We start from the raw sequence: 23,580 nt of genomic DNA on the forward strand, positions 1-23,580 counted from the left end.
TCTAGGACAGCTATTTATAAACATATTAATTACTTAATATTTGGATTTAAAGCTGCTTCATCGGCAGGCATTGGATAGTACTTCTCAATAACCGTAAAAGAGTTACTACGAAGCGTATATCCTTTTTGATAATAATAAGCAAATGGATTTGCCTTTATTTCAGCACCATAAGCAGTAATCACTTGCTTATAGGTATCTGTACGAACTAAGTCATGCCAACGCTTGTTTTCAAAGGCTAATTCTACACGACGCTCTTTCATCAAAGCAGTACGGAAATCAGCTTGAGTAGTAGCTTCTGTATTTGGTAAACCAGCACGCTTACGGATCATATTCATATAAGTAGCTGCTTCAGCCGTTTTTCCTTGCTCATTCAAAGCCTCCGCTAAGAATAATATTACTTCAGCATAACGATATACAGGCCAATTCATACCATGGTTTCCATTCAATGAATGAGGCTTCATGTACTTCTTAATGATAGGATATGTTTTACCTTCCCACAAAGTAGTTGAGCAAGTAATATATCCGATTGAAGCATCCTTGCGCAAATCTCCTGGCTCATATGCCGCGATAATATTAGGTGTAGGAGCGTTATTACCCTCACCAGTTTGCGGTTGTGGATTAGAGGTACCAGATAAAGTTTTCAACTCATCTGCCGTCATTGGACGAGGCAAGAAGTTGTACATAAATGTACCATTGTATCCATTTGAACCTTCTTGAAACTGAACTTCAAACACGCTTTCAGCATTATTCTTATTTCCTGTTGAAGTTGAGAAAACATTGTTATAATCTGGAATCAATGAATAGTTCCCTTCTGCAATTACCTCTTTACAAAGTTTCTCGGCAGCAGCCCACTCTTTTTTGATAATATGCAAATTCGCTAACAAGGTTTTCGCAGCACCAGAAGTTGCTCTACCTGGCTCCTGAGTCGACTTTGGCTTCAACGAAGCAATAGCTCCAGTTAAATCATCGATGATGATTTTCTCTAAATCTGCCGCAGTACCCAACTTGGCAGCAGCCTCTTCTCTAGTAGTAATAGGAGTCAAATGCAAAGGTCCCTTATTGAAATATCTGTATATCTCAAAATAAGCAAATGCTCTTAAAAATTGTGCCTGCCCTTTTAAATTAGCTTTAGCTGCAGCATCAAAATCCGCTTTATCAATTAAAGCAAGTACCTGGTTGGCACGTGCAATAATCAAATAATCTTGACGATACTGATTCAATACGTGAGTATTTGTTGTCAAACCATTCGATACTGGAATGGAGAAATCTGCCAAGTCCTCTTGTTGCTCGGTTGCTCCAAATGCTGTATTTCTGTAATAGTACGTATTATCAGAATGCATTTCAGACAATAACCATGAACGATCATTATAAATGGTTCTCAATGGAACATAACATGCATTGACAGCTTGCTCAAAATCCGCTTGGGTTTTAAAGAAGGTCACCGAACTTAAATTGGTTTCAGGAGCGATTTCCAAGAAACTCTCTGAGCAGCCCGTCAAACCCAGGGCTAGCATACAGCTTAATATGATTTTATTTTTCATTTTGTCTATCTAAATATATGATATGAATATCGTCGTCCTAATTAAAAGTTAAAGTTCGCACCAATTGTAAAAGTACGCGGAACAGGATAGTTAGATAAATCCACACCTGGGCTCAAGTTACCTCCATCACCCTGACCGTTTCCTTGAGCAGATGTTTCAGGATTTGGTCCTCCCCAATAATTGGTGAAAACATAGGCTTGTTGACATGAAGCATAAACACGAAGCGACTTATACACTTTAGAAGGTTTGGTGAATGTATAACCCAAGGTGATGTTACGGATAGTGAAATAAGAAGCATCAGCTACGAAACGACTATTCATCCAGTCACGCTCAATACCAGTTACGTTACCACCACCTACGGTTGTTCCGTACATACCTAAACCTGGGTTTGCCTCTGAACGGAAACGATATTTAGCTCCATCCACCATGTTAAATACACCGTCTAAGTTAGCTGTCGAATAAATGTGACGTACTAACAATTGGTTTCCATAAGAACCAGATCCAATGATGTTGAAATCCCAGTTTTTATAAGTTACATTATTGGTAATACCATAAACGAAATCAGGGAATGGATTACCCATTATCGTTCTGTCATCATTGTTTCCACCATAGTCAATAATACCATTTCCATTCAAGTCCTTAATCTTAATACTTCCAACGGTTGAACGACCAGGTACTTGCGGATTATTAGCTAAATCAGCAGCATTTTTGTAAACACCATCCGCAATTACACCATAAAACTGTCCAAATGGCTGACCTACTTTGGTGATATGGAATGTTCCATACACACGATCAATACCTGGAGCTAAAGCCACTACTACGTTACGGTTGAAGGAAATATTCGCATTGGTAGTCCATTTCACAGCACCTGTTGTATTTTTTGTATTTACAGCAAATTCATGTCCCCAGAACTTAATCTCACCAATATTATCATTAAAGTTACCAAAACCAGATGCCTGAGCAATTTGTACAGAATACAATAAGTTTGTGGTATTTTTCAAATAATAATCGTAAGTAAAGTTTACACGATCATTCCAAAGGTTCAAATCTAATCCTAAATCAAATTGACGAGTTTTTTCCCATCCTAAATTAGGGTTAGCTAATGAACTTACCGAAGCACCAGGAGCGACTGTGTTTCCGAATACACCGTTAACTGTGTTGTTGATCAAGGCATAGTGTGTGTAGTTACCGATATTATTATTACCAATTTCTCCTAAACTAGCACGGATTTTCATGAATGAAACTGCTGGAATGTCTTGCATGAATGCTTCATCAGACACAACCCAACCCGCACCAATTGATGGAAATATACCCCAACGGTTGTTAGCTCCGAAACGAGAGGAACCATCACTTCGAATTGCTGCATTTAATAGATACTTACCTTTATAGTTGTAGTTTAAGCGCGCTAAATAAGAAATCAATCCCCACTCTTGTACTCCTGAAACAGTAGCACCACGGTTGATATTGATACCACCTTGAATTGTTGGAAGACGATCATCCGCATAAGTATCTGCTTGAATTTGGCTAGATTCTTGACGGAAATACTGACTTGTATAACCTCCTAAAATTTCAAACTTATGATCTTCTAATAAAGTCTTGGTATAAGTAACTGTATTTTCATTCAACCAGGACAAGTTTTCAATATTTTGACGAATAGAAACTGCTGTTGTAGGAATAGCTACGTTAATCGCTGATGTTGCTGTCGATGGATTGAAAAAGAAGAATTTCGTTCTTAAAATCTCACCGTTCATACTAGATTTGAATTTCAAACCTTTGATTGGTTCAAACTCAATATATGCGTTAGTCAATAAGTTAGTTGTCGTAGTTTCATTAATTAACTCTTGCGCAGATCTAACCCAGTTAGGATACGCAAAGATGTTACCTGTACTGGCAGGGAAACGATTGAATTTAGTTAATGTCTTTCCATCAGCTTCATAAATTGGCATGATTGGCCAAGTATGCAATGCGTTGAACAAAATACCAGTTCCACGGTCTCCGTCTGTTCTAGGTGTATTATCGTATGTCAACTGTGGAGCCACATTGAAACCGATAGTAACTTTATCAGAAATATCATAAGCAGAGTTTAAACGCAATGAATAACGCTTATAATCGGTATTTAAAACTACACCCTTTTGATCCAAGATACCCGCCACCAAAGAAGTTCTAGATTTTTCTTTGTTGGAGGTAATGGACAAGTTATAACTGGTAATAGGAGCATTCTTTTGAATTAACGCATCATACCAATCATTGTTCTTTCCCTCATACTGAGAAGGATTTTGGAATTCTACAGGCACTGGTTGTTTCGCATCTTCGTAAGACTCTTTTTTAAATTGAGCAAATTCAACTGCATCCATCATATCAACACGACCTTTCATCGGAACTTGTTGAATACCTGTGTACACATTAAAGCTTACATTAGTACCGCTTCCTTTTCCTTTCTTAGTAGTAATCAAAACCACACCATTGGCAGCACGAGATCCATATAATGAAGTAGAAGCCGCATCTTTCAATACAGAGATATCTTCAATTTCATCTGGATTCATAGCACCAATGGTACCCGTGATAGGGAAACCATCTACTACGTACAATGGATCAGAACCAGCCGAAACTGACAATTGACCACGAATACGTACGTTCATACCTTTACCAGGCTGACCCGTAGTTTGGTTAATTTGGACACCGGCTAATTGACCTTGTAATTTTTGACCGATTTGAGTTACAGGTAAATCTTTCAATTCCTTATAACCAATAGTTTGTACAGCACCCGTGATTTCTTTCTTCACCTGGCTACCGTAACCCACTACTACGATCTCGTTCAAAGTTTTGTTATCTGCAGCTAAAGTTACATTCAAAGTCTTTTGACCTGTGTAAACTACATCCTTAGAAATAAAACCTACCGAACTAAAACGCAATGTTTCATTATTTTTCACATCGATGGCGAAATTACCCGATCCATCAGTGGATGCACCACGAGTGGTTCCTACAATCGTAACTGCAGCACCAATCAAAGGCTCCCCGTCGGAACCACTTACTTTACCTCGTAGATTCTGGGCCTGGGCCATTGCTACCGAGGACAAAAAGAAAATCAGTGCTAGAAGCATGCCTCCAGCCCGATTCCCCATTCGTAGGTCGTAAAATTTGTTTTTCATAGAGAAAAAATTAAAGGTTAAAAAATGTGTGATTTGGATTAATTCAGAAGCTGAGTTTTAAAGCAACGTAATTAATAACTGTCGAAATTTAGAATATAGCACTACCCTAACCGTCCTTATCTATCCTTATGAAAAAAATAAAAAATTTCTAGATTTCATCAAAAAAGTCCTATTTCATGTATTTAATGGTATTTAAAATCGCTTTAAATAGTACTTTAAGCACATAATTTTGAAAATTTCCTGCTTGGCTATTTTAAAGCGGGACTGTCCTGATGCCTACTGGGAAATTTGTTCTCAAATTCCGAATTCTAGAAAAAAAGAGAGAAATTTAAATCTTATATTTATTGATCTATTTTCCTAAAATGATTCATCGACGCCAATTCCTTCAATCCACTTCCCTAGCCTTATTAGCACCATCTTTCCTATCCAACAATGCTTCCGTAGTGGCACCTGCCATTTCGCCCATAAGTACAGAAGAAAGAATGCAACGCATCGCCAAAGCACAAAGCTTATTGAAAAAAAATCATATTCGAGCCCTAATTTTAGATGCGGGTACGGGTATGGAATATTTTACGGGTGTTAAATGGTATCCTAGTGAAAGATCATTGTTGGCCATCATTCCTGATTCAGGAGAACTTAGCTTCATTTGTCCTGCTTTTGAAGAAGATAGGTTCCGAGAGAATAATTTATTAAGTAAAAATATTCGAATATGGGAAGAACACGAAAACCCATTCGCCCTTACAATTCAACTTTTAAGAGACCTAGGAATACGTTCTGGAAAATTAGGGATTGAGGAGAGAACTCGTTTCTTTATTTTCGATGGACTTAGAAAAGCAGGACCATCCTTTAATTTAGTCAGTGGTGACCCCATTAGCATTCCATGCCGAATGATTAAATCGCCAGCTGAAATAGCTTTGATGCAAAGAGCCACCGATATCACGGTGGAAGCCATCAAAGCCGGAATATCCGTTTTGGCAGAAGGTATGACACCTGCCGAAGTATCTGCCAAAATTGCCCAAGTGCACCGTAGCCAAGGCGCCATGCATGATTTTGCCTTGGTTAACATGGGTGTAGCAAGTTCATTCCCGCATGGAAGTTCCAAAAATCAAGTGTTGAAATCAGGCGACATCGTTCTTTTAGATGTAGGCTGTGTAGTGGCTGGATATAGTTCAGACATCACTCGTACCATTGTGTTTGGTAAAGCAAGCGACAAACAGAAAAAAATCTGGGATTTAGAAAAAAAATCTCAAGCAGCAGGATTTCAAGCGGCTCAATTGGGTCGGACCTGTGAGTCAGTGGATTTTGCCTCCAGAAAGGTTTTGGAAGATGCCGGCTTTGGGCCAGGATATCGACTTCCTGGACTTCCCCACCGAACTGGTCATGGCATAGGGATGAATGGACATGAATGGGGAAATATGGTGAAGGGTAACAAGGAACCCCTTCAAGAGGGCATGTGCTTTAGCATTGAACCGACCATCGCCATACCGGGAGAATTCGGTATACGACTAGAAGATTGCGTCTACATGACAGCTAATGGTCCTCGCTGGTTTTCTCAACCTAGCCCATCCATTGATCAGCCATTTCAATAATTAAACAATCTTCTAATTACTAAAAAAACACATTAATTTGGCTCAGGGTTTAGATTTGACAACTTTTAAAAAGTTGTCAAATCTAAACCTAAAAACCTAAATCAAAACTAAACTTAAACTTAAGTTAAACCCAAGCCAGCAAATCCACATTCAACTTCTTGATAATTGGAATCAATAAACTGATAAAAAGCTAAATCATACTTTTTCTGAGGGTAACACAAGTAGGCACATCATGCTCATAATGAGATACATACAGCAATGTAAATGCGTCATGAGAAGCCATATAATCCAACACATTTTTTACGTGCCTTACCTGCTCCTCGTCCAAACCCTGACAAGGTTCATCCAGAATTAATAAAGGAGGATTTTTCACTAATGCCCTTGTCAATAAAACTAAGCGCTGCTCCCCTGTCGATATTTGTTGAAAATTCCTTTCCGATAAATGGGACAATCCCATGATTTCCAACCAGCTATCTACCCTACCACTTTGATCTACACTCATTCTCTTACCTAGCCCCATGATATCAAACAGCCCAGAAGAAACTACTTCTCTAACTGATCCAGATGCCCTAAAATAGACATGTAATTCCGGACTCACATAGCCTATTCTCTTTTTAATATCCCAAATACTTTCTCCAGTTCCCCGTCGCCTATCAAACAATACCAGATTTTGAGCATAAGCCTGAGGGTTATCTGCAGAGATTAAACTTAACATAGTAGATTTCCCAGCGCCATTGGGGCCATAAATCAAATATTTATCTTGATGTTTCACCTCCCAATTGAAATCAGACAAAATTACTTTATCACCATACTTCACCTGCACATTTTTCATCTGTATAGCCCATTCAAATGCGGGAAATGATTCTTTGCTAGCGATTAAACCTTTCAACTTTTCTTTCCAATCCTCTTGGCTCCGGCTGAACTTATTGGATTGACGATTTCGATATTCCGATATATAACCCTTCCAAACTGATTTGCCCCCTTCTAAAACCATCACATGACTGATGGAATCGGGTAATTCCATTGCGGAACTAATTAAAATGAAATGAATACCCAAAGATGCTAAATGATTCAAACATCGATTCAAAATTTCCCTTCCTGACACATCCAAGCCCAAAAACGGATTATCCAAAATCAACCAATCAGGATGTCGCAAAAGAGCCTTAACTAATTGTAATCGCTTATTTTCACCATTGGACAATTGTATTAATGGTTTTTGCACTAATGAATCTAAATGAAAAACCTCTAACCACTTGGCCATTTCCTCAGGGTTTTCGTCTGCCAGCTCTTCCAAAATAGTATAGGCATCAGCTGAATCCTGAGAATTAAAACGCTGCTGCAAATAAAAATCATTCACATTGCTTCGATTCTTAAATCGATGCTGCTGCTCTATCCAATAAACATGATGAGTAGATTTACTTGCTTTGAAAAATACGGCTGTACCTTTTCGAAATAATCTGCCCGTTAAAGCCTTTGCCAAAGTCGTTTTGCCGGAACCCATAGGGCCAATAATAGCCCAATTTTGCCCTTCCAATATCTGAAAAGAAATATCGTCCAACACCTGAGCACTTCCATAAGAAGCACTCAAATGCTGCACGTCGGCTATTATTTCTGGCATATTATAATCTTTCCTCTTTGATCTTGTCTACCACCGATGGATCCAATAGTGTGGACGTATCTCCTAGATTATTGATATCTCCCTCGGCAATTTTGCGCAAAATTCGACGCATGATTTTTCCCGAACGAGTTTTAGGTAGACCTGTCACAAATTGTATTTTATCAGGTCTGGCAATAGCCCCAATGATTTGACTCACCGTAGCAGCTATATCTTTACGCGTCAAAGCAGGATCTTTGGGAGTCGATGCCATGATAACATAAGCATAAATTCCCTGCCCCTTAATATCATGTGGATAACCAACAACCGCCGACTCAATCACATCCGTGAACATATTAATGGCATTTTCTACCTCAGCAGTACCAATTCGATGACCAGATATATTCATCACATCATCTACACGACCCGTAATTCGATAATACCCATCCGCATCCCGCATACATCCATCACCAGTGAAATAAAGATTTTCATAGGTCGCAAAATAGTTGGTTCGGCATCGCTCATGGTCACCATAGGTAGTTCTTAAAATGCCAGGCCATGGAAACTTGATGCACAAATTACCTGATACTCCATTACCCCTGATTTCATCACCTTTTTCATCCACCAAAATCGGTTGAACTCCTGGTAATGGAAGCGTCGCATAACATGGTTTAGTAGGAGTTATATGTGCCAAAGGCGAAATCAAAATACCTCCTGTTTCTGTTTGCCACCAAGTATCCACAATAGGGCATTTTCCCTTACCAATATGCTCATTATACCAATTCCAAGCCTCCTCATTAATAGGCTCCCCTACCGAACCGAGCACTCGTAAACTGCTCAAATTCTTGTCTTTCACATAATCCAACCCAAATTGCATTAAGGAACGAATGGCCGTAGGTGCCGTATACAAAATATTCACTTGATGCTTATCTACAATATCCCAAAAACGACCTGCATCGGGAAAAGTAGGTATTCCCTCAAAAATCAAGCTAGTGGCACCTTGGATCAATGGGCCGTATACAATGTAAGAATGCCCTGTAATCCAACCGATATCTGCCGTACAGAAATACATTTCTCCTGGACGATATTGGAAAATATTTTGAAAGGTGTAGGCCGTAAATACCATATAGCCTCCACATGTATGAACCACTCCCTTGGGTTTACCCGTTGAACCCGAGGTATATAAAATAAATAATGGGTCTTCTGCCTCCATCTCCTCAGCCGGACAATCCGTCAAGCCTAAACTTCTCATACGATCCATTTCTGATGCCCAAAACACATCTCTTCCCTTAATCATACTGACAGCTGATTTGGAGCGCTCCAATACAATAACCTTTTTAACACAAGGACAGGTCAATATAGCCTCATCCATGATGTGCTTTAAAAATATCTCCTTATTTCCACGATGGGTACCGTCAGCAGTAACCACCAAGGAACACTGAGCATCTTGAATTCGGTCAGCAATGGATTGAGCAGAAAAACCACCAAAAACTACGGAGTGAATAGCTCCAATACGCGCACAGGCTAAGACCGCAATGGCCAATTCAGGCACCATGGGCATGTATAAACAAATCCTGTCGCCTTTTTTCGCACCATTTTGTTTTAATACATTGGCAAATGTGCAAACCTCTCGATGCAATTCTCGATAAGTATATGTTCTGTTAGCTTCCTCTGGATCATTGGATTCCCAAACAATGGCTGCCTGGTCGGCTTTGTCTACCAAATGACGATCCAAACAGTTTTCTGTAATATTTAACGTGGCGCCTTGATACCAGGCTATTTTGGGGTCCTTAAAATTCCAATCCAGAACCTTATCCCATTTTTTCTTCCAAACAAAATTCTCAGCTATATCACCCCAAAACCCTTCTGGGTTTTCCACGCTGTATTGGTAGGCTTGTTGGTATTCTTCAAAATCATCTACTTGTAGTTTCATGCGGATATTGTTTTAATCTATAATTCATATTCATTTTGTAAGGCATATATTCCAAACACACACATCCCTCCCGTAATAATGGGAGCCAATATAAAGGTATAAATAATGGCAGGTACCAAGCTTTCCATATCGCCTTTAGTAAACAAAGGAATAGCTTGTTCCACAATCAAAAAATAGGCTGCAGCTACTCCTAAAAGTATCCAAATAGCCCCAGCAAAACGTCGAATGTAATTCATACTAATCGTTGATCTCACGATCTTTTCCATTAATGTATAATAAACCAATCACAAAACAGACTCCCCCAATAATGATGGGATACCATAAACCCTCTAAATAGGGCTTGCTATAAGGTAATACTTGGCCAGCCGCTTGGGCCAACTCATTGGCAGAATTTGCTTTAGCCGCCAAATAGGTTGCCACTGCTGGTAATAAACCCCCAAAAATTCCATTACCAATATGGTAAGGTAATGACATAGATGTATAACGAATGGCCGTTGGGAACATTTCAACTAAAAATGCGGCAATAGGACCATAAACCATGGTAACGTATAGCACTTGTATAAACACCATTAATACCAACCAAATAAATGACTGCTGGCCTACATGAACCGTCTTTTTTATTAGCGGTTTTTCCTTTTGAATGGATGGAATATGCGAAACTTTTTCTGTTGTCTCTTCCAATAACTGCGAACCATCCGTATAACTGTAAATCGTCCTTGTTACCTTATTTAGTGTGACGCTACCATCTATCATGTGGTAATCTGTCCTAATTTGCCTAGAATTAGGCTTCTCCGTTTTTAATTTTACATCTGCCTGTTCATACATCGCCTGATAAATAGGACGATAAGTAAGTATGGCAATCAGCATACCGGTCAACATGATTCCTTTTCTACCTATTTTATCTGAAAGCCAACCAAAGAAAATAAAGAATCCCGTTCCAGCTGCCAATGCCAAGGCTATAATGTAATTACTCTGCTCAAACTCAATATTGGCTACTTTTTGAAGAAATGACAAGGCATAAAACTGTCCCGTATACCAAACTACCCCTTGACCCATCGTCGCACCAAATAAGGCTAATAAAACATATTTAAAATTGAGTTTCTTCCCGAAGGATTCCTTCAAGGGATTTGCCACTATTTTACCCTCGCTTTTCGCTTGTGCGAACAAGGGCGACTCCTCCATATTTTTCCTAATAAAATAGGAAATACCTACCATTACAATCGAAATTAAAAAAGGAATACGCCAGCCCCAATCATTGAAGGCCTCCAAGCTCATGGACTTCTTGGTGGCTAAAATAACCAATAAAGAAATAAACAATCCTAGCGAAGCCGTGGTCTGAATCCAGGCCGTCCTCAATCCTCTTTTATTGGGTTCAGCATGTTCAGCCACATAGGTAGCAGCTCCTCCGTATTCCCCACCCAACGCTAAACCTTGCAATAAACGCAATGTCAAGACCAAGATGGGCGCCAAAAATCCGATACTGGAATAAGAGGGAATCAAACCAATGGCAAAGGTGGAAAAACCCATAATCAAGAGCGTCACCAAAAAAGTGTATTTCCTACCCAATAAATCACCCAAACGACCAAAAAACAAGGCACCAAAGGGCCTTACCACGAATCCTGCCGCAAAGGTGGCAAGTGTAGATAAAAAGGCAGCCGTAGGATTGTCAGAAGGGAAAAACTTGGTGGCTATGACTACAGATAAACTTCCGAAAATGTAAAAATCGTACCACTCTATTAATGTACCCACCGACGAGGCGGCGATGACTTTGCGCAACTTCTTTTCATCGAAAGCCTCGCTGGATAAATTTGATGACATAGTTGTTTTGATAGGTTTCTTCATGTGCTTTCTTATACTCAACCAGCTCCCAATTGACACAGGGGTCTAAATTACTGATAATTTCACTATTTTTAGAAATCTTTAAACAATAAGAATGATAAAATTTTAGAATAATCCTGACTCAGACATGAAAAAACTATTAACCCTCATTTATCTCATTGGGGTCATTTGCCTCAGCATGGGACAAAATTTGGCTCAAAATCTTACAAGAAGTAATCCTGAGGCCGAAGGTATTTCTTCAGCAGCTATTCAGGAGTTCATTCAATCCTTCGATGCTAAAAAACATGAATTACATTCAGTCATGATTATAAGACATGGAAAAGTGATTGCCGAGGGATGGTGGAAACCCTATGCGGCTAATTTGAAGCATAGCATGTATTCCGTTTCCAAAAGCTGGACCTCTACGGCCATTGGCTTTGCTGTGGCTGAAAAAAAACTACAAGTCAGTGACAAAGTCATTTCATTTTTCCCAGAACACTCTGATTTAGCTAATAAGCCTTATTTGGCCGATTTGACCGTCCAACACCTCTTGACCATGTCCGTTGGTCATGAAGTAGAGCCACTTCGGGCTGTGGTTGCTACCCAAAATGATTGGGTAAGAGGCTTTTTATCCGCGCCCATCGCTTATCAGCCAGGTAGTAAGTTCTTGTACAATACCTTAGCGACTTACATGCTTTCTGCCATCATTCAAAAAGTGACTGGCCAAAAAGTAGTCGATTATCTCACTCCTCGATTATTTAAACCACTGGGAATACAAGGCGTAGATTGGGAAGTAGACCCCAAAGGAATTAATACGGGTGGCTGGGGTATCCGAGTAAAAACAGAAGATATGGCCAAACTGGGGCAGCTATATCTTCAACAAGGAAAATGGAACGGCCAACAAATCCTTCCGGCTTCGTGGATTAATGAAGCTACTCAAAAACACATCGATCAGGATCCTAACGCTAGCGCAGAAAAAAAGGCCAATTCAGATTGGCTTCAAGGATATGGCTATCAATTTTGGCGTTGTAGAAACGGAGCATTTCGGGCTGATGGAGCTTATGGACAATACATTGTGGTCATGCCGGAACAAGATGCCGTAGTAGTCATTACCTCAGAATCTCATGAATTGCAGGACGATTTAAACATGGTCTGGAAATATTTATTACCCGCATTTCAGAACAAAGCCATTAGCCCTAACCCACAAGCTTCTATTTCCTTGAAAAATTATTTGAGCAGACTAACCTTACCTGCCCCCGTACAAGAAAGCAACTATCAAGCTAGCACTTGGTCTAAGCATAAGGCTAGCTTAGATAAAAATGCGCTTAATTTGTCAGAAATAGGATTCCAAAGGAAGGGAGATCAATTGAATTTAGTTTTGGTCGACCAACAACAAAAAACGCATCAGATTCCCGCTGGACATGGCAAATGGGTAATGACTAGCACGGATTTGCCTGGCCCCTACTTATTAAGAGCAGCCAAAGCCAATTTGGAGGGCCAATCTCCCTTTAAAGTAGCCTCTAGTTACCGATGGCTAGCCAATAATACTTTGGAAATAACTTTGCGATTTTATGAAAGTCCACACCATTGGATTTGGACGGCCCATTGGGAAAATGGTCAGCTACAGATGGAAATCAAAAACTCCTTTGATCGACTAAACACCATCAAAGTAAGCGGTAATGTAAAACTTTAACCCATCTAATCCCCTACTCGTCGCAAAATAGAGAATGCCGTATAAGAATATTAAAAACTTTTTCTAACATTGTACAATTGCACGCTTGTGCAATATTCAGATTACATTTAAATCAAAAATCTATGTCAACTCATTTACCTCAAAACACATCTCGTCGTCAGTTTTTACTTTCGGGATCGTTGGCCACTATGGGCTTATTCCTCGCAGGAAAAGCAAATGCTTCTTCCTTATTGTTAGCTGCCAAGCCAAATTCTAAATTTGCTGGTGTACAAATTGGAGCCATTACATATTCCTACCGTAGTTTACCTGGAAGTATTGAGCAAATCTTACAATATTGTATTGATAGTAATATTTCTGCCATAGAATTAATGGGAGATGCCGCTGAGGACTATGCAGGCAAACCTAAAAATCCAAATCCAAGACCCATGGGTCCTCCTGCTCCAGGTGCGCAACGTGCACCCATGACGGATGAACAAAGAGCTAAAATGGCCGCCTATCAAAAAGAAGTAGCGGAGTGGCGAGCCAATGCTTCCATGGACAAGTTCAAAGAGGTTAAGCAAATGTTTGATAAGGCTGGCATTAGTATCTATGCATTTAAACCAAATGCATTAGGACCAAACAATACAGATGCAGAGGTGGAATATGCATTAAAAGCTGCCAAAGCTTTAGGAGCGAAATCCGTAACCATAGAATTACCTACTGATCCAGCGCAATCTCAGCGCTTGGGCGATTTAGGAGCTAAGCACAAAGTCTACATTGGCTATCACCTACACACTACTGCTACTGATACAGCTTGGGATGTAGCATTGGCACAGTCGCCATACAATTCCATGAACTTGGATTGCGGTCACTACATCGCGGCAGGTGGAAATAATACTCCTGCTAGCTTGTTGAAGTTGATTGAAGCAAAAGCGGACCGTATCACTTCTATGCACATCAAGGACAGAAAAAACAAGGAAAATGGTGGCCAAAACCAAGTTTGGGGACAAGGCAACACTCCTTTAAAAGAAATCTTAACCTTGATGAAGGAGAAAAAATACAAATTCCCAGCTACCATCGAGTTGGAATATGATATCCCAGCGGGTTCAGATCCCGTAGCAGAGGTGAATAAATGTGTGGCTTATGCTAAAGCTATCTTATTGGGATAAGAAATAGGTAAAAAATTACCTGAAATCATACAAACATAAATGGGTGGAAAAGTTTAGCTTTTTCACCCATTTTTTTGCTGTGAGAAAATATAAATCTTAGATCTCAATTTGTTTTAGCATATCCACCAAATCACTAGCAATCAAGCTAGAATGGGAATTTGCCACGGCATACATATCCCCCGCCAAACCATGATAATAAACCGCTAGGCAAGTAGCAAGCCAAGCAGGGTAACCTTGAGCTGCTAAAGAAGCAATCATTCCAGATAGAACGTCGCCACTTCCTGCCGTAGCCATGCCATCATTCCCAGTACTATTGACGAAATGCCGACCATCCGAAGTAAGTACTTGAGAATTTTTTCCCTTGATGACTAATTGAACAGGATAATTTCCCACAAATTTCCGGGCTTCTTCTAAAGCAGTTTCAGATTGGACAGGTTTACCTACTAATCGACTTAACTCTCCTAAATGCGGGGTTAAGATATGATTTTCGTGTAACAAAGCATACCATTCGGGATGTTTGGACAATAGTGTCAATCCATCCGCATCTATCACCAAGGGACCCTTATAATGTGTTAATAAAAACAACAATGCCTCCGCTGAAGCTTCACTCAAACCAATTCCCGGACCAAAAACAATGGCAGTGTGTTCTTCATGAATAGGCAAACGTTCCAGCAAAGATTTACCCGAATTAATCTCATACATCAATTCAGGATTGGAAGCTAACAAGGGATATACTCCCCCAGGTGGTAGAATAGCAGTCACTAAACCACAACCCGAGCGTAAGGCAGCCCGGGAAGCTAATATACAAGCCCCTATTTTGCCTTCACTTCCTGCCATAACCCAGACATGGCCAAAACTTCTTTTATGGCCATCGGAGGCTCTCCATTTGCGGTGACTTTGCACCCAATCTTCCTGTAAAATCATGACCATTTTATGCTATTTTATCGTAAAAAAATAAAATTTATGCCCAAATTTGCAATTCTAGTGATCGAGGATTACTATTGTAACAAAAGGATACAATAAAGCTTTATACTCACATGAAAAAAATCTTACAACTAGCTGCAGGCTGTCTTTTCAGCCTATCCCTGTTGACTATGCATGCACAAGGCCCCAAAAACTCAAATGGTATTGACGTACAAGTTAAAACCAAAAACGGAACTGTGGAAGGAGAATTGGATACTCGTTCAAAAATCGTAAGTTTTAAAGGCGTTCCCTTTGCGCAGCCTCCAGTAGGAGATTTACGCTGGAAAGCCCCTCAAGACCCCAAACCATGGTCAGGTGTATTACAAGCCAAGCAATTTGGACCTAAAGCAGTCCAAACACCCATCTTTGGCGATATGGGCTTCCGTAGTAATGGTATGAGCGAAGACTGTTTATATCTTAATGTTTGGACACCTAAGCCATCGACTGAGGCAAAACTTCCCGTATTAGTCTATTTTTATGGGGGAGGATTTATGGCAGGCGATGGTTCAGAACCTCGTTACGATGGAGAATCGATGGCTAAAAAGGGCATCGTTTCAGTGACCATCAACTACCGTTTGAATTTGTTCGGGTTTTTCTCTCATCCTGAATTAACCAAGGAATCACCTAATAAGGCATCCGGAAATTATGGGTATATGGATATGGTAGCCGCCTTGAAATGGGTGAAAGCGAATATTGCTCAGTTTGGAGGTGATCCCAATCACGTAACCATCGCAGGAGAATCTGCGGGTTCTATTGCCGTTTCTGCTCAAATGGCCTCTCCATTAGCCAAAGGATTGTTCCAAGGTGCCATTGGAGAAAGTGGTGGTTGGTTAAGTAATACCTTAGCTCCTATGAGCTTAAAAGATTCGGAGAAATTTGGTGAAGAATGGGCTAAAAAAATCGGTGCCAGCTCATTAAAAGAATTAAGAGCAATGTCAACCTATGATTTATACCAAAAAATGGTCGACTCCAAAACACTAAGTTTCCCAGGAAATATTGACGGTTATTTCATGCCAAAAACCGTACGTGAAATTTTTGAAGCAGGAGAGCAATCGCAAGTACCTTTGCTAGTAGGCTGGAACTCAGAAGAAATGAGCTATCGTGCTATTACCAAAGGTAAAACGGTAACACCGGAATTGTATGCCGAAGTAGTTAAAGAACTTTACAAAGACAAAGCCGACCAAATCATGCAATTGTACCCAGGAAAAACGGCTGAGGAAGCTGAGCAATCAGCCACCGATTTGGCTGGTGATAGATTCTTGGGCTTTTCCACTTGGAAATGGTTCGACCTACACCGTAAGCATAGCCAACAACCGGTTTATCGCTACTATTTCGCGCGTCCTAGACCAGATATGGTCCAAAAAGACGTAGAGGCAGCTTTAGCAGGAGGAGTAGTAAAAAGAGATCCGAATGCACCGAAAGCCCCGAAACCAAAAGGTGCCGTTCACTCAGCTGAGATTGAATATGCTTTGGGTAATTTATCCACTAATTTAACCTATGCCTGGACTCCAGAAGATTACAAAGTATCTCAGGTAATGCAAGAGTACTTCGCCAATTTCATCAAAAACTGGAATCCCAATGGAGCTAATTTAGCTAATTGGCCTGCTGCCAAAAATGAAGCTAAACCAGAACTTATGTTGCTAGACGTAGAATCTAAGGTCATTCGCGGAGAAAAAGACGCGCGTTATGAATTTTTAGATCAAGATTCAGGTAAAAAATAAATTGCTTATTTTTACCTAATATAACGTAAACCTATCACATGCAATCCAACATATTTCACACGGCCATACTTTCTTACGGAATGTCTGGCCGTGTTTTTCATGCCCCTTTCCTAGCTACTCATCCAGGATTCCACTTAGATGGATGCTGGGAAAGATCTCAGAAAAACATTCAATCTAGGTATCCAGAGGTTAAAAGCTACGATTCATTGGAGGAAATTTTAGCCAATGATTCTATTGATTTAGTCGTAGTCAACACTCCCATTGCCACGCATTTTGATTATACCTTAAAATGCTTAGAAGCAGGCAAACATGTTTTGGTGGAAAAATGCTTTACCCGAACGGCTGAAGAGGCCATCCTACTGAAAGCAGCGGTGGAAAAAGCAGGGAAACATCTATTCGTCTTCCAAAACCGTAGGTGGGATTCCGATTTTTTAACCGTCAAAAAAATAAAAGAGTCTGGCATTTTGGGAGAATTGGTAGAGGCAGAATTCCACTACGACCGTTTTGATGGTAACCTATCATACAAAGCTCATAAAGAAACGGCCGGTGTTGGCGTGGGGGTAGTCACCGACCTAGGGCCGCATATCATAGACCAAGCCATCACTTTGTTTGGCATGCCAGAGCGAGTATTTGCAGATTTACGTAAAACAAGGAAAAATACGCAGGTAGACGATTATTTTGAAATTCTTTTGTATTATCCTGATTTAAGGGTTCGACTAAAGGCAGGTTATTTTGTGAAATTGCCCGTTCCTTCTTTTCAACTGCACGGTAAACAAGGTAGCTTCTTAAAAACCAGATCTGACAGACAAGAGGCTGATTTACAATTAGCTAAGCTCCCAAATACTCCTCATTGGGGTGAGGATGAGGAAAAAGAATATGGCCAAATTTGGATCGATGGTGAAGAAAGCCCGAGAGCCGTTCCTTCAGAAGCAGGCAATTACATGGCCTTCTTTGAGAATGTGTATCAAACATTACTTGGGAACGAAAAGCCTGCCGTTTCTGTTGAGGATGGTATTCGTAGCATGCGCATCGTGGATGCAGCCTACGAAAGTCACCGTCAACAAGCGATTATTACATTAGGTTAATTTTATGGCAAGCTCTTCCACCACCCAACAATTATTCCAACAATTTGAACCGGAATTGCTGAAAAAAGTACAGCAAGTAGGCGTCATTCGTAAATTCAAAGCGGAAGATTTTTTAATGCAGACGGGCCAACAAATACGCTCAGCCGTGCTGGTCTTGGAAGGTGTCATTAAAGTATTTAGGGAAGATGATGAGGGCAATGAGGTCTTCATGTACAACCTTCACCCAGGAGAGGCCTGCGCCATTTCCATGACCTGCGCTACCAGACAATTATCCAGTCAAATTATGGCAAAAGCCTTGGTGGATTCAGAGGTATTGGTCATTCCTGTAGAACTCATGGATGAATGGGCTTTGAAATATCGCTCTTGGTACCAATTTGTCTTGGAGACCTACCGTTCCCGATTTGAAGAATTACTAGATACGCTGGACCATATTGCCTTCCGTAATTTAGATGAAAGACTTCTTTGGTACCTTAAGCAGCATCAAAAAAGCTTGAAAAGTAATTTTATCAAAGCCTCATTCACTGACATTGCTTTGGAATTAAACTCTTCCAGAGAAGTTATTTCACGCCTCATGAAAAAATTGGCAGAGAAAGGGCACATCAAATTACATAAAAATGAAATTGAGATTCTGAATCTAAAAATGTAGATCCCCGCCCCCCTCCTGTGACGTAAATCACGCCCCTTACGAGATAATCAAGAGAAATTTGTTGGCATAAATCAATCATTTATGCCAAAAGCTTACCCACATATACTGCTATTTTTATTTCTATTCTTTGGGCTCTTCAACAGCTCATTCGCCGAATGGGCATACATTGATTCGAGTCAATTGAAGTCGGTAGGAAAAGCCCTGTTTGGCGGAAAATTGCACCCCAATATCCGCTATTTCTACATGAATACTGATAATTCAGGCGATAATTACGATGCTTATGCCAACGGACTAGGCTGGGGAATATCCTATGAAACGCATCCCTGGAAAGGTATTAGTGCTGGTATTAGTGGCCAATGGATGTATAACTTAGGATCTAGTTCCTTCTCTACTACGCCCCAATCAACCATACTCAACCGCTATGAGATGGGATTATTTGATCTGACAAATCCTAGCTCCTCAGCGGTTTTAGGCCGCTTGGAAAAACTTTACCTCCATTATTCATATCGAAAATCATCGATCAAGCTGGGCCGACAAGTCATCAATACACCTTTTATCAACCCTCAAGACGGAAGATTACGACCTACTGCCGTGTCGGGAATTTGGTTGGATTGGAATCAAATACCCGCAACTAAAATTGAAGCTGGATACTTGCAGGCCATTTCGCCAAGAAGCACCACCCATTGGTACGGTATCGGAGAATCCATAGGCATTTATCCTCAGGGCTTTAATCCTGATGGCAGCAAATCCAATTATCTAGGGAACGTCCCATCACAAGGCATAGGTCTTTTAGGGATTACCTTTAAACAAATAAAACCAGTTCAATTCCAAATTTGGAATATGTATGTAGACCAGGTCATGTATACGTGGATGTTGCAGGCAGATGCCCAATGGGCGGCCAATAAACGTAGCCAGTGGGTTACAGGACTACAATACATGGAACAACATTCTTTGACGAGCCATAATATCAACCCTTCCAAACAGTACATGAATCCCGGAGCGATGTCCAGAACTTGGGGAGCAAAATTAGGTTGGGAAAATAAGCAATGGAAAACATCCTTAAACTTCAATAGGATTACGGGCGAAGGACGGTATTTGATGCCCCGAGAATGGGGTAAAGACCCATTTTACACCTTTATGCCTCGTGAAAGAAATGAAGGATTTGGAGGTGTCAATGCCTATGTAGCTAGAGTCGCTTACCTTTGGCCTAAACTACCCTTAAAAACTCAGATTTCACATGGATTATTTTATTTGCCAGCGGTCAATCAAGTGGCTTTAAATAAATATGCCATGCCCTCCTATGCACAGACCAACATAGATTTGAACTATGAGCCCAAAGGAAAATGGAAAGGTATCTCACTCTCCTTAATTTGGGTCTTAAAAAATGCTATTGATTCTGCTCTAATTGAAGATAAGTATACCATCAACAAGGTCAACATGAAGCAAATTAATTTTGTGATAAATTACACTTGGTAGCTTGCAAAACATTGAAATACAATAAATTAAGCATTTCATTTTAGCTTACCAAATTATCAAGTTAAAGCAATAAGCCCAATCTAAGATTTTTTTGACTTGTGATAAAAATCACGAATTGGAACAAATAAATGCTTGACATTTGTATCATCATAACAGAAAACAACAATATGGAAATTATCGGATACTTAGCCTCTTTGCTGATTGGAATCTCATTAGGACTCATAGGGGGCGGTGGATCTATCTTGACTGTTCCAGTATTAGTATATTTATTCGGCATCAATCCTGTGTTAGCTACGGCCTATTCCCTATTCATTGTGGGAGCGAGTAGTTTAGTTGGTGCATTTCCCAAATACCAACAAGGACTGGTTAACCTAAGGACAGCCATCATTTTTGGTATACCTTCCATCATTTCGGTGTATGCTACTCGTAAATACATTGTTCCATTAATCCCCTCTGAAATTTTAGAATTGGGTGGCTTAGTAGTAACTAAATCCATTTTAATGATGGTCTTGTTTGCTATACTCATGGTAGCAGCCTCCATCTCCATGATTCGAGGTAATTGCGAAAACTGTGGAAAAGAAAATGCTGAAGAGACAGAACCCAAAGAACAATCATTTAATTATCCCATCATTATCCTGGAAGGTCTGGTTGTTGGATTATTGACTGGATTGGTGGGTGCAGGCGGTGGATTCTTGATTATTCCCGCACTAGTAGTCTTATCCAAGTTGCCTATGAAACAGGCGGTAGGAACCTCACTCCTGATTATCGCAATGAAATCATTGATTGGTTTCACGGGCGATTTAGGGCATCAGGTGATCGACTGGCCATTGTTATTAACTATCACAGGTTTGGCCATCGCTGGAATTTTCGTTGGGGATAAATTCAGTAAAAATGTCGACAGCGATAAACTAAAAAGAGGATTTGGATGGTTTGTGCTAGTGATGGGAGTGTATATTCTAATACAGCAATTAGCCTTTCCTTTGAAATAAAGCATAGATACAACACATTAAAAACACCATATTTACAAATTAGAATCAACAAGAAAATGAAAGTAGAACAAATTTATACAGGATGTTTAGCACAAGGTGCTTATTACATTGAGAACAACGGTGAAGCCGCTATCATAGATCCATTGCGTGAAGTAGAGCCATACATTCAGAAAGCAGAACGTAATGGGGCTAAAATCAAGTATGTATTCGAAACACACTTTCATGCGGACTTCGTTTCTGGACACATTGATTTATCTGCTAAAACAGGTGCTCCTATCGTCTACGGACCCAATGCCGCTTGTGCATTTGATTGTATTTCAGCTGAGGATGGTCAAGAATTCCCTTTAGGCGATGCCAAAATTCGGGTGATTCACACGCCTGGCCACACCATGGAAAGTACGTGTTTTCTTTTAATTGATTCAACGGGAAAAGAAACCAGTTTATTCTCAGGTGATACCTTATTCATCGGTGATGTAGGTCGTCCAGATTTAGCACAAAAAGTAAAGGCCGACTTGACGGAGGATATTTTGGCAGGACATCTGTATGATTCACTTCGTAACAAAATCATGCCATTAGCCGATGATATCATCGTATATCCAGCGCACGGGGCAGGTTCTGCTTGTGGTAAAAACATGAGCAAAGAAACTACGGATACTTTGGGCAACCAAAAGAAAACCAATTATGCTTTGAACCCTAACCTAACGAAAGAAGAGTTCAAAAAAGAAGTATTAACAGGTCTAGTGGCTCCTCCATCCTATTTCCCATTGAACGTGTTGATGAATATTCAAGGGTATGACAGCATTGACAAAGTACTAGAAAGAGGTCAGCACGCACTTTCACCGGAAGGATTTGAAGCTGCAGCCAATGAAACAGGGGCCTTGATATTGGATACACGTGATCCACAAAGCTTTACCAAAGGTTTCGTACCTAATTCCATCAATATCGGTATCGATGGGTCATTTGCTCCATGGGTGGGCGCTATGATTCCAGATATCAAGCAAGAAATCTTGTTGATTACAGAGGAAGGCCGTGAAGAAGAGGTTATCACTCGTTTGGCTCGTGTAGGATATGACTTTACCATTGGTTATTTAAAAGGAGGTTTTGCCGCTTGGAAAGCAGCGGGTAAAGAGGTAGATAGCATTGAATCCATTTCGGCTGATGAGGTAGCTGCGCGAGTGGCTGCCGGTGAAGGAGAAATTCTTGATGTACGCAAAAACTCAGAGTATTTGAGCGAGCATGTAATAGAAGCTGAAAATGCTCCTTTGGATTTCATCAATGAGAGTATGTTGAAAATTGACAAGAACAAGACCTACTTTGTACACTGTGCGGGTGGTTATCGTTCTATGATTTTCAACTCCACGCTTAGAGCTCGTGGATACCATAATTTGATTGACGTGAACGGAGGTTTCAAAGCCATCAAAGAATCCAATAAATTTCAAATTACGGACTACGTTTGTCCATCAACACTTTTATAAAAATGAACATGCAAGAATTAATCAATAACCCAAAAACCAGCGTCGTAGATGTACGTGAAGTGGGAGAATATATGCAAGGGCATTACGAAGGAGCCATCAACATCCCTTTGGGTACTATCCCCAATCAAATTGACAAGTTTAAATCCATGGAAGGCCCCATCATTGTGTATTGTCGAAGTGGCAATCGCTCCGGAATGGCTCAAAACATTTTAAAGCAAATGGGTATACCAGAAGTATACAATGGAGGCGGCTTACACGATATGTTGGTCTATTCAGAAAATTAATCTTATGTGGAATACCTTGAAACAACCATGGGATCTCATGCGCATAGCTCGCCTTTTAATGGGCGGCTATGCCATGTATGAGGCCATCAGCACCCAAGAATTATTTTTAGGCCTCTTGGCGGGAATTTTATTGCTCCAAGCGTGGTTTAATTGGGGATGTGGGGCTCAGGGCTGTAATGTTCCCTTCCATCAGAAAAAAATGTCTTCTACTACACCAGAAGAAACAAGCTATGAAGAAGTTCATTCAAAACCATAAATTAAGTATCATCTTCACACTGGCTGGTGCCATGGCAGGATATTTTTACTGGAAAGAAATAGGATGCAGCACAGGTACTTGTCCACTGACTTCCCAACCCTTAAATAGTACCTTGTATTTTGCTTTTTTAGGGTATATTTTTAGTGGATTTTTTAACAACAAAAAACAAACAGTGAATAGAGATTAGTTTATAATTGAAAGAAAAATTAAACACTAATAA

19 protein-coding genes are annotated in these 23,580 nt (G+C 40.2%); 12 read left to right on the forward strand and 7 right to left on the reverse strand.

All coding sequences use genetic code 11. The annotated features are described in order from the left end of the window. Positions 1-29: 29 nt before the first annotated feature. Together ESB04_RS10290 and ESB04_RS10295 are read right to left on the reverse strand one after the other, a co-directional pair. Positions 30-1,541 (reverse strand): RagB/SusD family nutrient uptake outer membrane protein, encoded by a 1,512-nt coding sequence (locus ESB04_RS10290; RefSeq protein ID WP_129027658.1) that lies wholly within the window; start codon positions 1,539-1,541, stop codon positions 30-32. A 41-nt stretch (positions 1,542-1,582) separates the two neighbouring features. Further along, positions 1,583-4,690, reverse strand: a complete 3,108-nt coding sequence (locus tag ESB04_RS10295) for a SusC/RagA family TonB-linked outer membrane protein (RefSeq protein WP_394343742.1) — start codon at positions 4,688-4,690, stop codon at positions 1,583-1,585. 362 nt (positions 4,691-5,052) lie between these two features. Here ESB04_RS10295 and ESB04_RS10300 point away from each other — a divergent pair, with 362 nt between their 5' ends. Further along, entirely contained in the window at positions 5,053-6,279 is a 1,227-nt protein-coding gene (locus ESB04_RS10300; RefSeq protein WP_129027659.1) for a M24 family metallopeptidase, read from the forward strand. 190 nt (positions 6,280-6,469) lie between these two features. Here ESB04_RS10300 and ESB04_RS10305 read toward each other — a convergent pair whose 3' ends face one another. Genes ESB04_RS10305 through ESB04_RS10320 form a run of 4 tightly spaced genes read right to left on the reverse strand, consistent with a single transcriptional unit; the run spans position 6,470 to position 11,648 of the window. Then, positions 6,470-7,897 carry an ATP-binding cassette domain-containing protein gene (locus ESB04_RS10305; protein ID WP_129027660.1) on the reverse strand — a complete coding sequence of 476 codons (1,428 nt, stop codon included), beginning with the start codon at positions 7,895-7,897 and terminating at the stop codon, positions 6,470-6,472. Between the two features lies 1 nt (position 7,898). Beyond that, the gene (acs, locus tag ESB04_RS10310) at positions 7,899-9,806 is read right to left on the reverse strand and encodes an acetate--CoA ligase (protein ID WP_129027661.1); all 1,908 of its coding nucleotides are present in this window, start codon (positions 9,804-9,806) and stop codon (positions 7,899-7,901) included. Positions 9,807-9,823: 17 nt separating this feature from the next. Beyond that, complete coding sequence (locus tag ESB04_RS10315) at positions 9,824-10,042, reverse strand: DUF6814 family protein (protein WP_129027662.1); 219 nt, start codon at positions 10,040-10,042, stop codon at positions 9,824-9,826. Position 10,043: 1 nt separating this feature from the next. Continuing rightward, entirely contained in the window at positions 10,044-11,648 is a 1,605-nt protein-coding gene (locus tag ESB04_RS10320) for an MFS transporter (RefSeq protein ID WP_394343743.1), read from the reverse strand. A gap of 124 nt (positions 11,649-11,772) precedes the next feature. On the opposite strand from ESB04_RS10320, the gene ESB04_RS10325 reads away from it, so the two are divergent. Both ESB04_RS10325 and ESB04_RS10330 read left to right on the forward strand, forming a co-directional pair. Further along, positions 11,773-13,317, forward strand: a complete 1,545-nt coding sequence (locus ESB04_RS10325; RefSeq protein ID WP_129027664.1) for a serine hydrolase domain-containing protein — start codon at positions 11,773-11,775, stop codon at positions 13,315-13,317. 122 nt (positions 13,318-13,439) lie between these two features. Further along, complete coding sequence (locus tag ESB04_RS10330) at positions 13,440-14,465, forward strand: sugar phosphate isomerase/epimerase family protein (protein WP_129027665.1); 1,026 nt, start codon at positions 13,440-13,442, stop codon at positions 14,463-14,465. A 96-nt stretch (positions 14,466-14,561) separates the two neighbouring features. On the opposite strand, the gene ESB04_RS10335 is transcribed toward ESB04_RS10330, so the two are convergent. Next, a complete protein-coding gene (locus tag ESB04_RS10335) occupies positions 14,562-15,395 on the reverse strand; it encodes an NAD(P)H-hydrate dehydratase (protein WP_129027666.1) in 834 nt (277 codons plus the stop codon). A gap of 107 nt (positions 15,396-15,502) precedes the next feature. Between ESB04_RS10335 and ESB04_RS10340 the strand changes: the two genes are divergently transcribed. The 9 genes from ESB04_RS10340 (at position 15,503) to ESB04_RS10380 (ending at position 23,547) form a co-directional block, all read left to right on the forward strand. Further along, a complete protein-coding gene (locus ESB04_RS10340) occupies positions 15,503-17,149 on the forward strand; it encodes a carboxylesterase/lipase family protein (RefSeq protein WP_129027667.1) in 1,647 nt (548 codons plus the stop codon). Positions 17,150-17,187: 38 nt separating this feature from the next. Beyond that, positions 17,188-18,234: a Gfo/Idh/MocA family oxidoreductase gene (locus ESB04_RS10345; protein WP_129027668.1), complete on the forward strand. Its 1,047-nt coding sequence runs from the start codon at positions 17,188-17,190 to the stop codon at positions 18,232-18,234. Between the two features lie 4 nt (positions 18,235-18,238). Continuing rightward, positions 18,239-18,880, forward strand: a complete 642-nt coding sequence (locus ESB04_RS10350; protein ID WP_129027669.1) for a Crp/Fnr family transcriptional regulator — start codon at positions 18,239-18,241, stop codon at positions 18,878-18,880. An 81-nt stretch (positions 18,881-18,961) separates the two neighbouring features. Beyond that, the gene (locus ESB04_RS10355; RefSeq protein ID WP_129027670.1) at positions 18,962-20,356 is read left to right on the forward strand and encodes an OprD family outer membrane porin; all 1,395 of its coding nucleotides are present in this window, start codon (positions 18,962-18,964) and stop codon (positions 20,354-20,356) included. Positions 20,357-20,523: 167 nt separating this feature from the next. Further along, positions 20,524-21,345 carry a sulfite exporter TauE/SafE family protein gene (locus ESB04_RS10360; RefSeq protein ID WP_129027739.1) on the forward strand — a complete coding sequence of 274 codons (822 nt, stop codon included), beginning with the start codon at positions 20,524-20,526 and terminating at the stop codon, positions 21,343-21,345. A 56-nt stretch (positions 21,346-21,401) separates the two neighbouring features. Continuing rightward, positions 21,402-22,820 carry an MBL fold metallo-hydrolase gene (locus ESB04_RS10365; RefSeq protein ID WP_129027671.1) on the forward strand — a complete coding sequence of 473 codons (1,419 nt, stop codon included), beginning with the start codon at positions 21,402-21,404 and terminating at the stop codon, positions 22,818-22,820. 2 nt (positions 22,821-22,822) lie between these two features. Beyond that, positions 22,823-23,104, forward strand: coding sequence for a rhodanese-like domain-containing protein (locus ESB04_RS10370; RefSeq protein ID WP_205749504.1), 282 nt, complete (start codon positions 22,823-22,825; stop codon positions 23,102-23,104). 4 nt (positions 23,105-23,108) lie between these two features. After that, positions 23,109-23,360, forward strand: coding sequence for a hypothetical protein (locus ESB04_RS10375; protein ID WP_164969642.1), 252 nt, complete (start codon positions 23,109-23,111; stop codon positions 23,358-23,360). After that, the gene (locus ESB04_RS10380; RefSeq protein ID WP_129027674.1) at positions 23,335-23,547 is read left to right on the forward strand and encodes a DUF6132 family protein; all 213 of its coding nucleotides are present in this window, start codon (positions 23,335-23,337) and stop codon (positions 23,545-23,547) included. Before ESB04_RS10375 ends, ESB04_RS10380 begins: the two co-directional genes overlap by 26 nt. Positions 23,548-23,580: the final 33 nt, after the last annotated feature.

The sequence above is a fragment of the Aquirufa rosea genome (assembly GCF_004118285.1).
Lineage (GTDB): Bacteria > Bacteroidota > Bacteroidia > Cytophagales > Spirosomataceae > Aquirufa > Aquirufa rosea.

Bases quoted from the DNA above. Each gene is read 5' to 3' on its own strand.
- ESB04_RS10350 (WP_129027669.1), top strand. From the start codon at position 18,239: ATGGCAAGCTCTTCCACCACCCAACAATTATTCCAACAATTTGAACCG.
- ESB04_RS10325 (WP_129027664.1), top strand. From the start codon at position 11,773: ATGAAAAAACTATTAACCCTCATTTATCTCATTGGGGTCATTTGCCTC.
- ESB04_RS10380 (WP_129027674.1), top strand. From the start codon at position 23,335: ATGAAGAAGTTCATTCAAAACCATAAATTAAGTATCATCTTCACACTG.
- ESB04_RS10330 (WP_129027665.1), top strand. From the start codon at position 13,440: ATGTCAACTCATTTACCTCAAAACACATCTCGTCGTCAGTTTTTACTT.
- ESB04_RS10335 (WP_129027666.1), bottom strand. From the start codon at position 15,395: ATGGTCATGATTTTACAGGAAGATTGGGTGCAAAGTCACCGCAAATGG.
- ESB04_RS10360 (WP_129027739.1), top strand. From the start codon at position 20,524: ATGGAAATTATCGGATACTTAGCCTCTTTGCTGATTGGAATCTCATTA.
- ESB04_RS10340 (WP_129027667.1), top strand. From the start codon at position 15,503: ATGAAAAAAATCTTACAACTAGCTGCAGGCTGTCTTTTCAGCCTATCC.
- ESB04_RS10375 (WP_164969642.1), top strand. From the start codon at position 23,109: ATGTGGAATACCTTGAAACAACCATGGGATCTCATGCGCATAGCTCGC.
- ESB04_RS10365 (WP_129027671.1), top strand. From the start codon at position 21,402: ATGAAAGTAGAACAAATTTATACAGGATGTTTAGCACAAGGTGCTTAT.
- ESB04_RS10300 (WP_129027659.1), top strand. From the start codon at position 5,053: ATGATTCATCGACGCCAATTCCTTCAATCCACTTCCCTAGCCTTATTA.
- acs (WP_129027661.1), bottom strand. From the start codon at position 9,806: ATGAAACTACAAGTAGATGATTTTGAAGAATACCAACAAGCCTACCAA.
- ESB04_RS10345 (WP_129027668.1), top strand. From the start codon at position 17,188: ATGCAATCCAACATATTTCACACGGCCATACTTTCTTACGGAATGTCT.
- ESB04_RS10370 (WP_205749504.1), top strand. From the start codon at position 22,823: ATGAACATGCAAGAATTAATCAATAACCCAAAAACCAGCGTCGTAGAT.
- ESB04_RS10355 (WP_129027670.1), top strand. From the start codon at position 18,962: ATGCCAAAAGCTTACCCACATATACTGCTATTTTTATTTCTATTCTTT.
- ESB04_RS10315 (WP_129027662.1), bottom strand. From the start codon at position 10,042: ATGAATTACATTCGACGTTTTGCTGGGGCTATTTGGATACTTTTAGGA.
- ESB04_RS10290 (WP_129027658.1), bottom strand. From the start codon at position 1,541: ATGAAAAATAAAATCATATTAAGCTGTATGCTAGCCCTGGGTTTGACG.
- ESB04_RS10320 (WP_394343743.1), bottom strand. From the start codon at position 11,648: ATGAAGAAACCTATCAAAACAACTATGTCATCAAATTTATCCAGCGAG.
- ESB04_RS10295 (WP_394343742.1), bottom strand. From the start codon at position 4,690: ATGAAAAACAAATTTTACGACCTACGAATGGGGAATCGGGCTGGAGGC.
- ESB04_RS10305 (WP_129027660.1), bottom strand. From the start codon at position 7,897: ATGCCAGAAATAATAGCCGACGTGCAGCATTTGAGTGCTTCTTATGGA.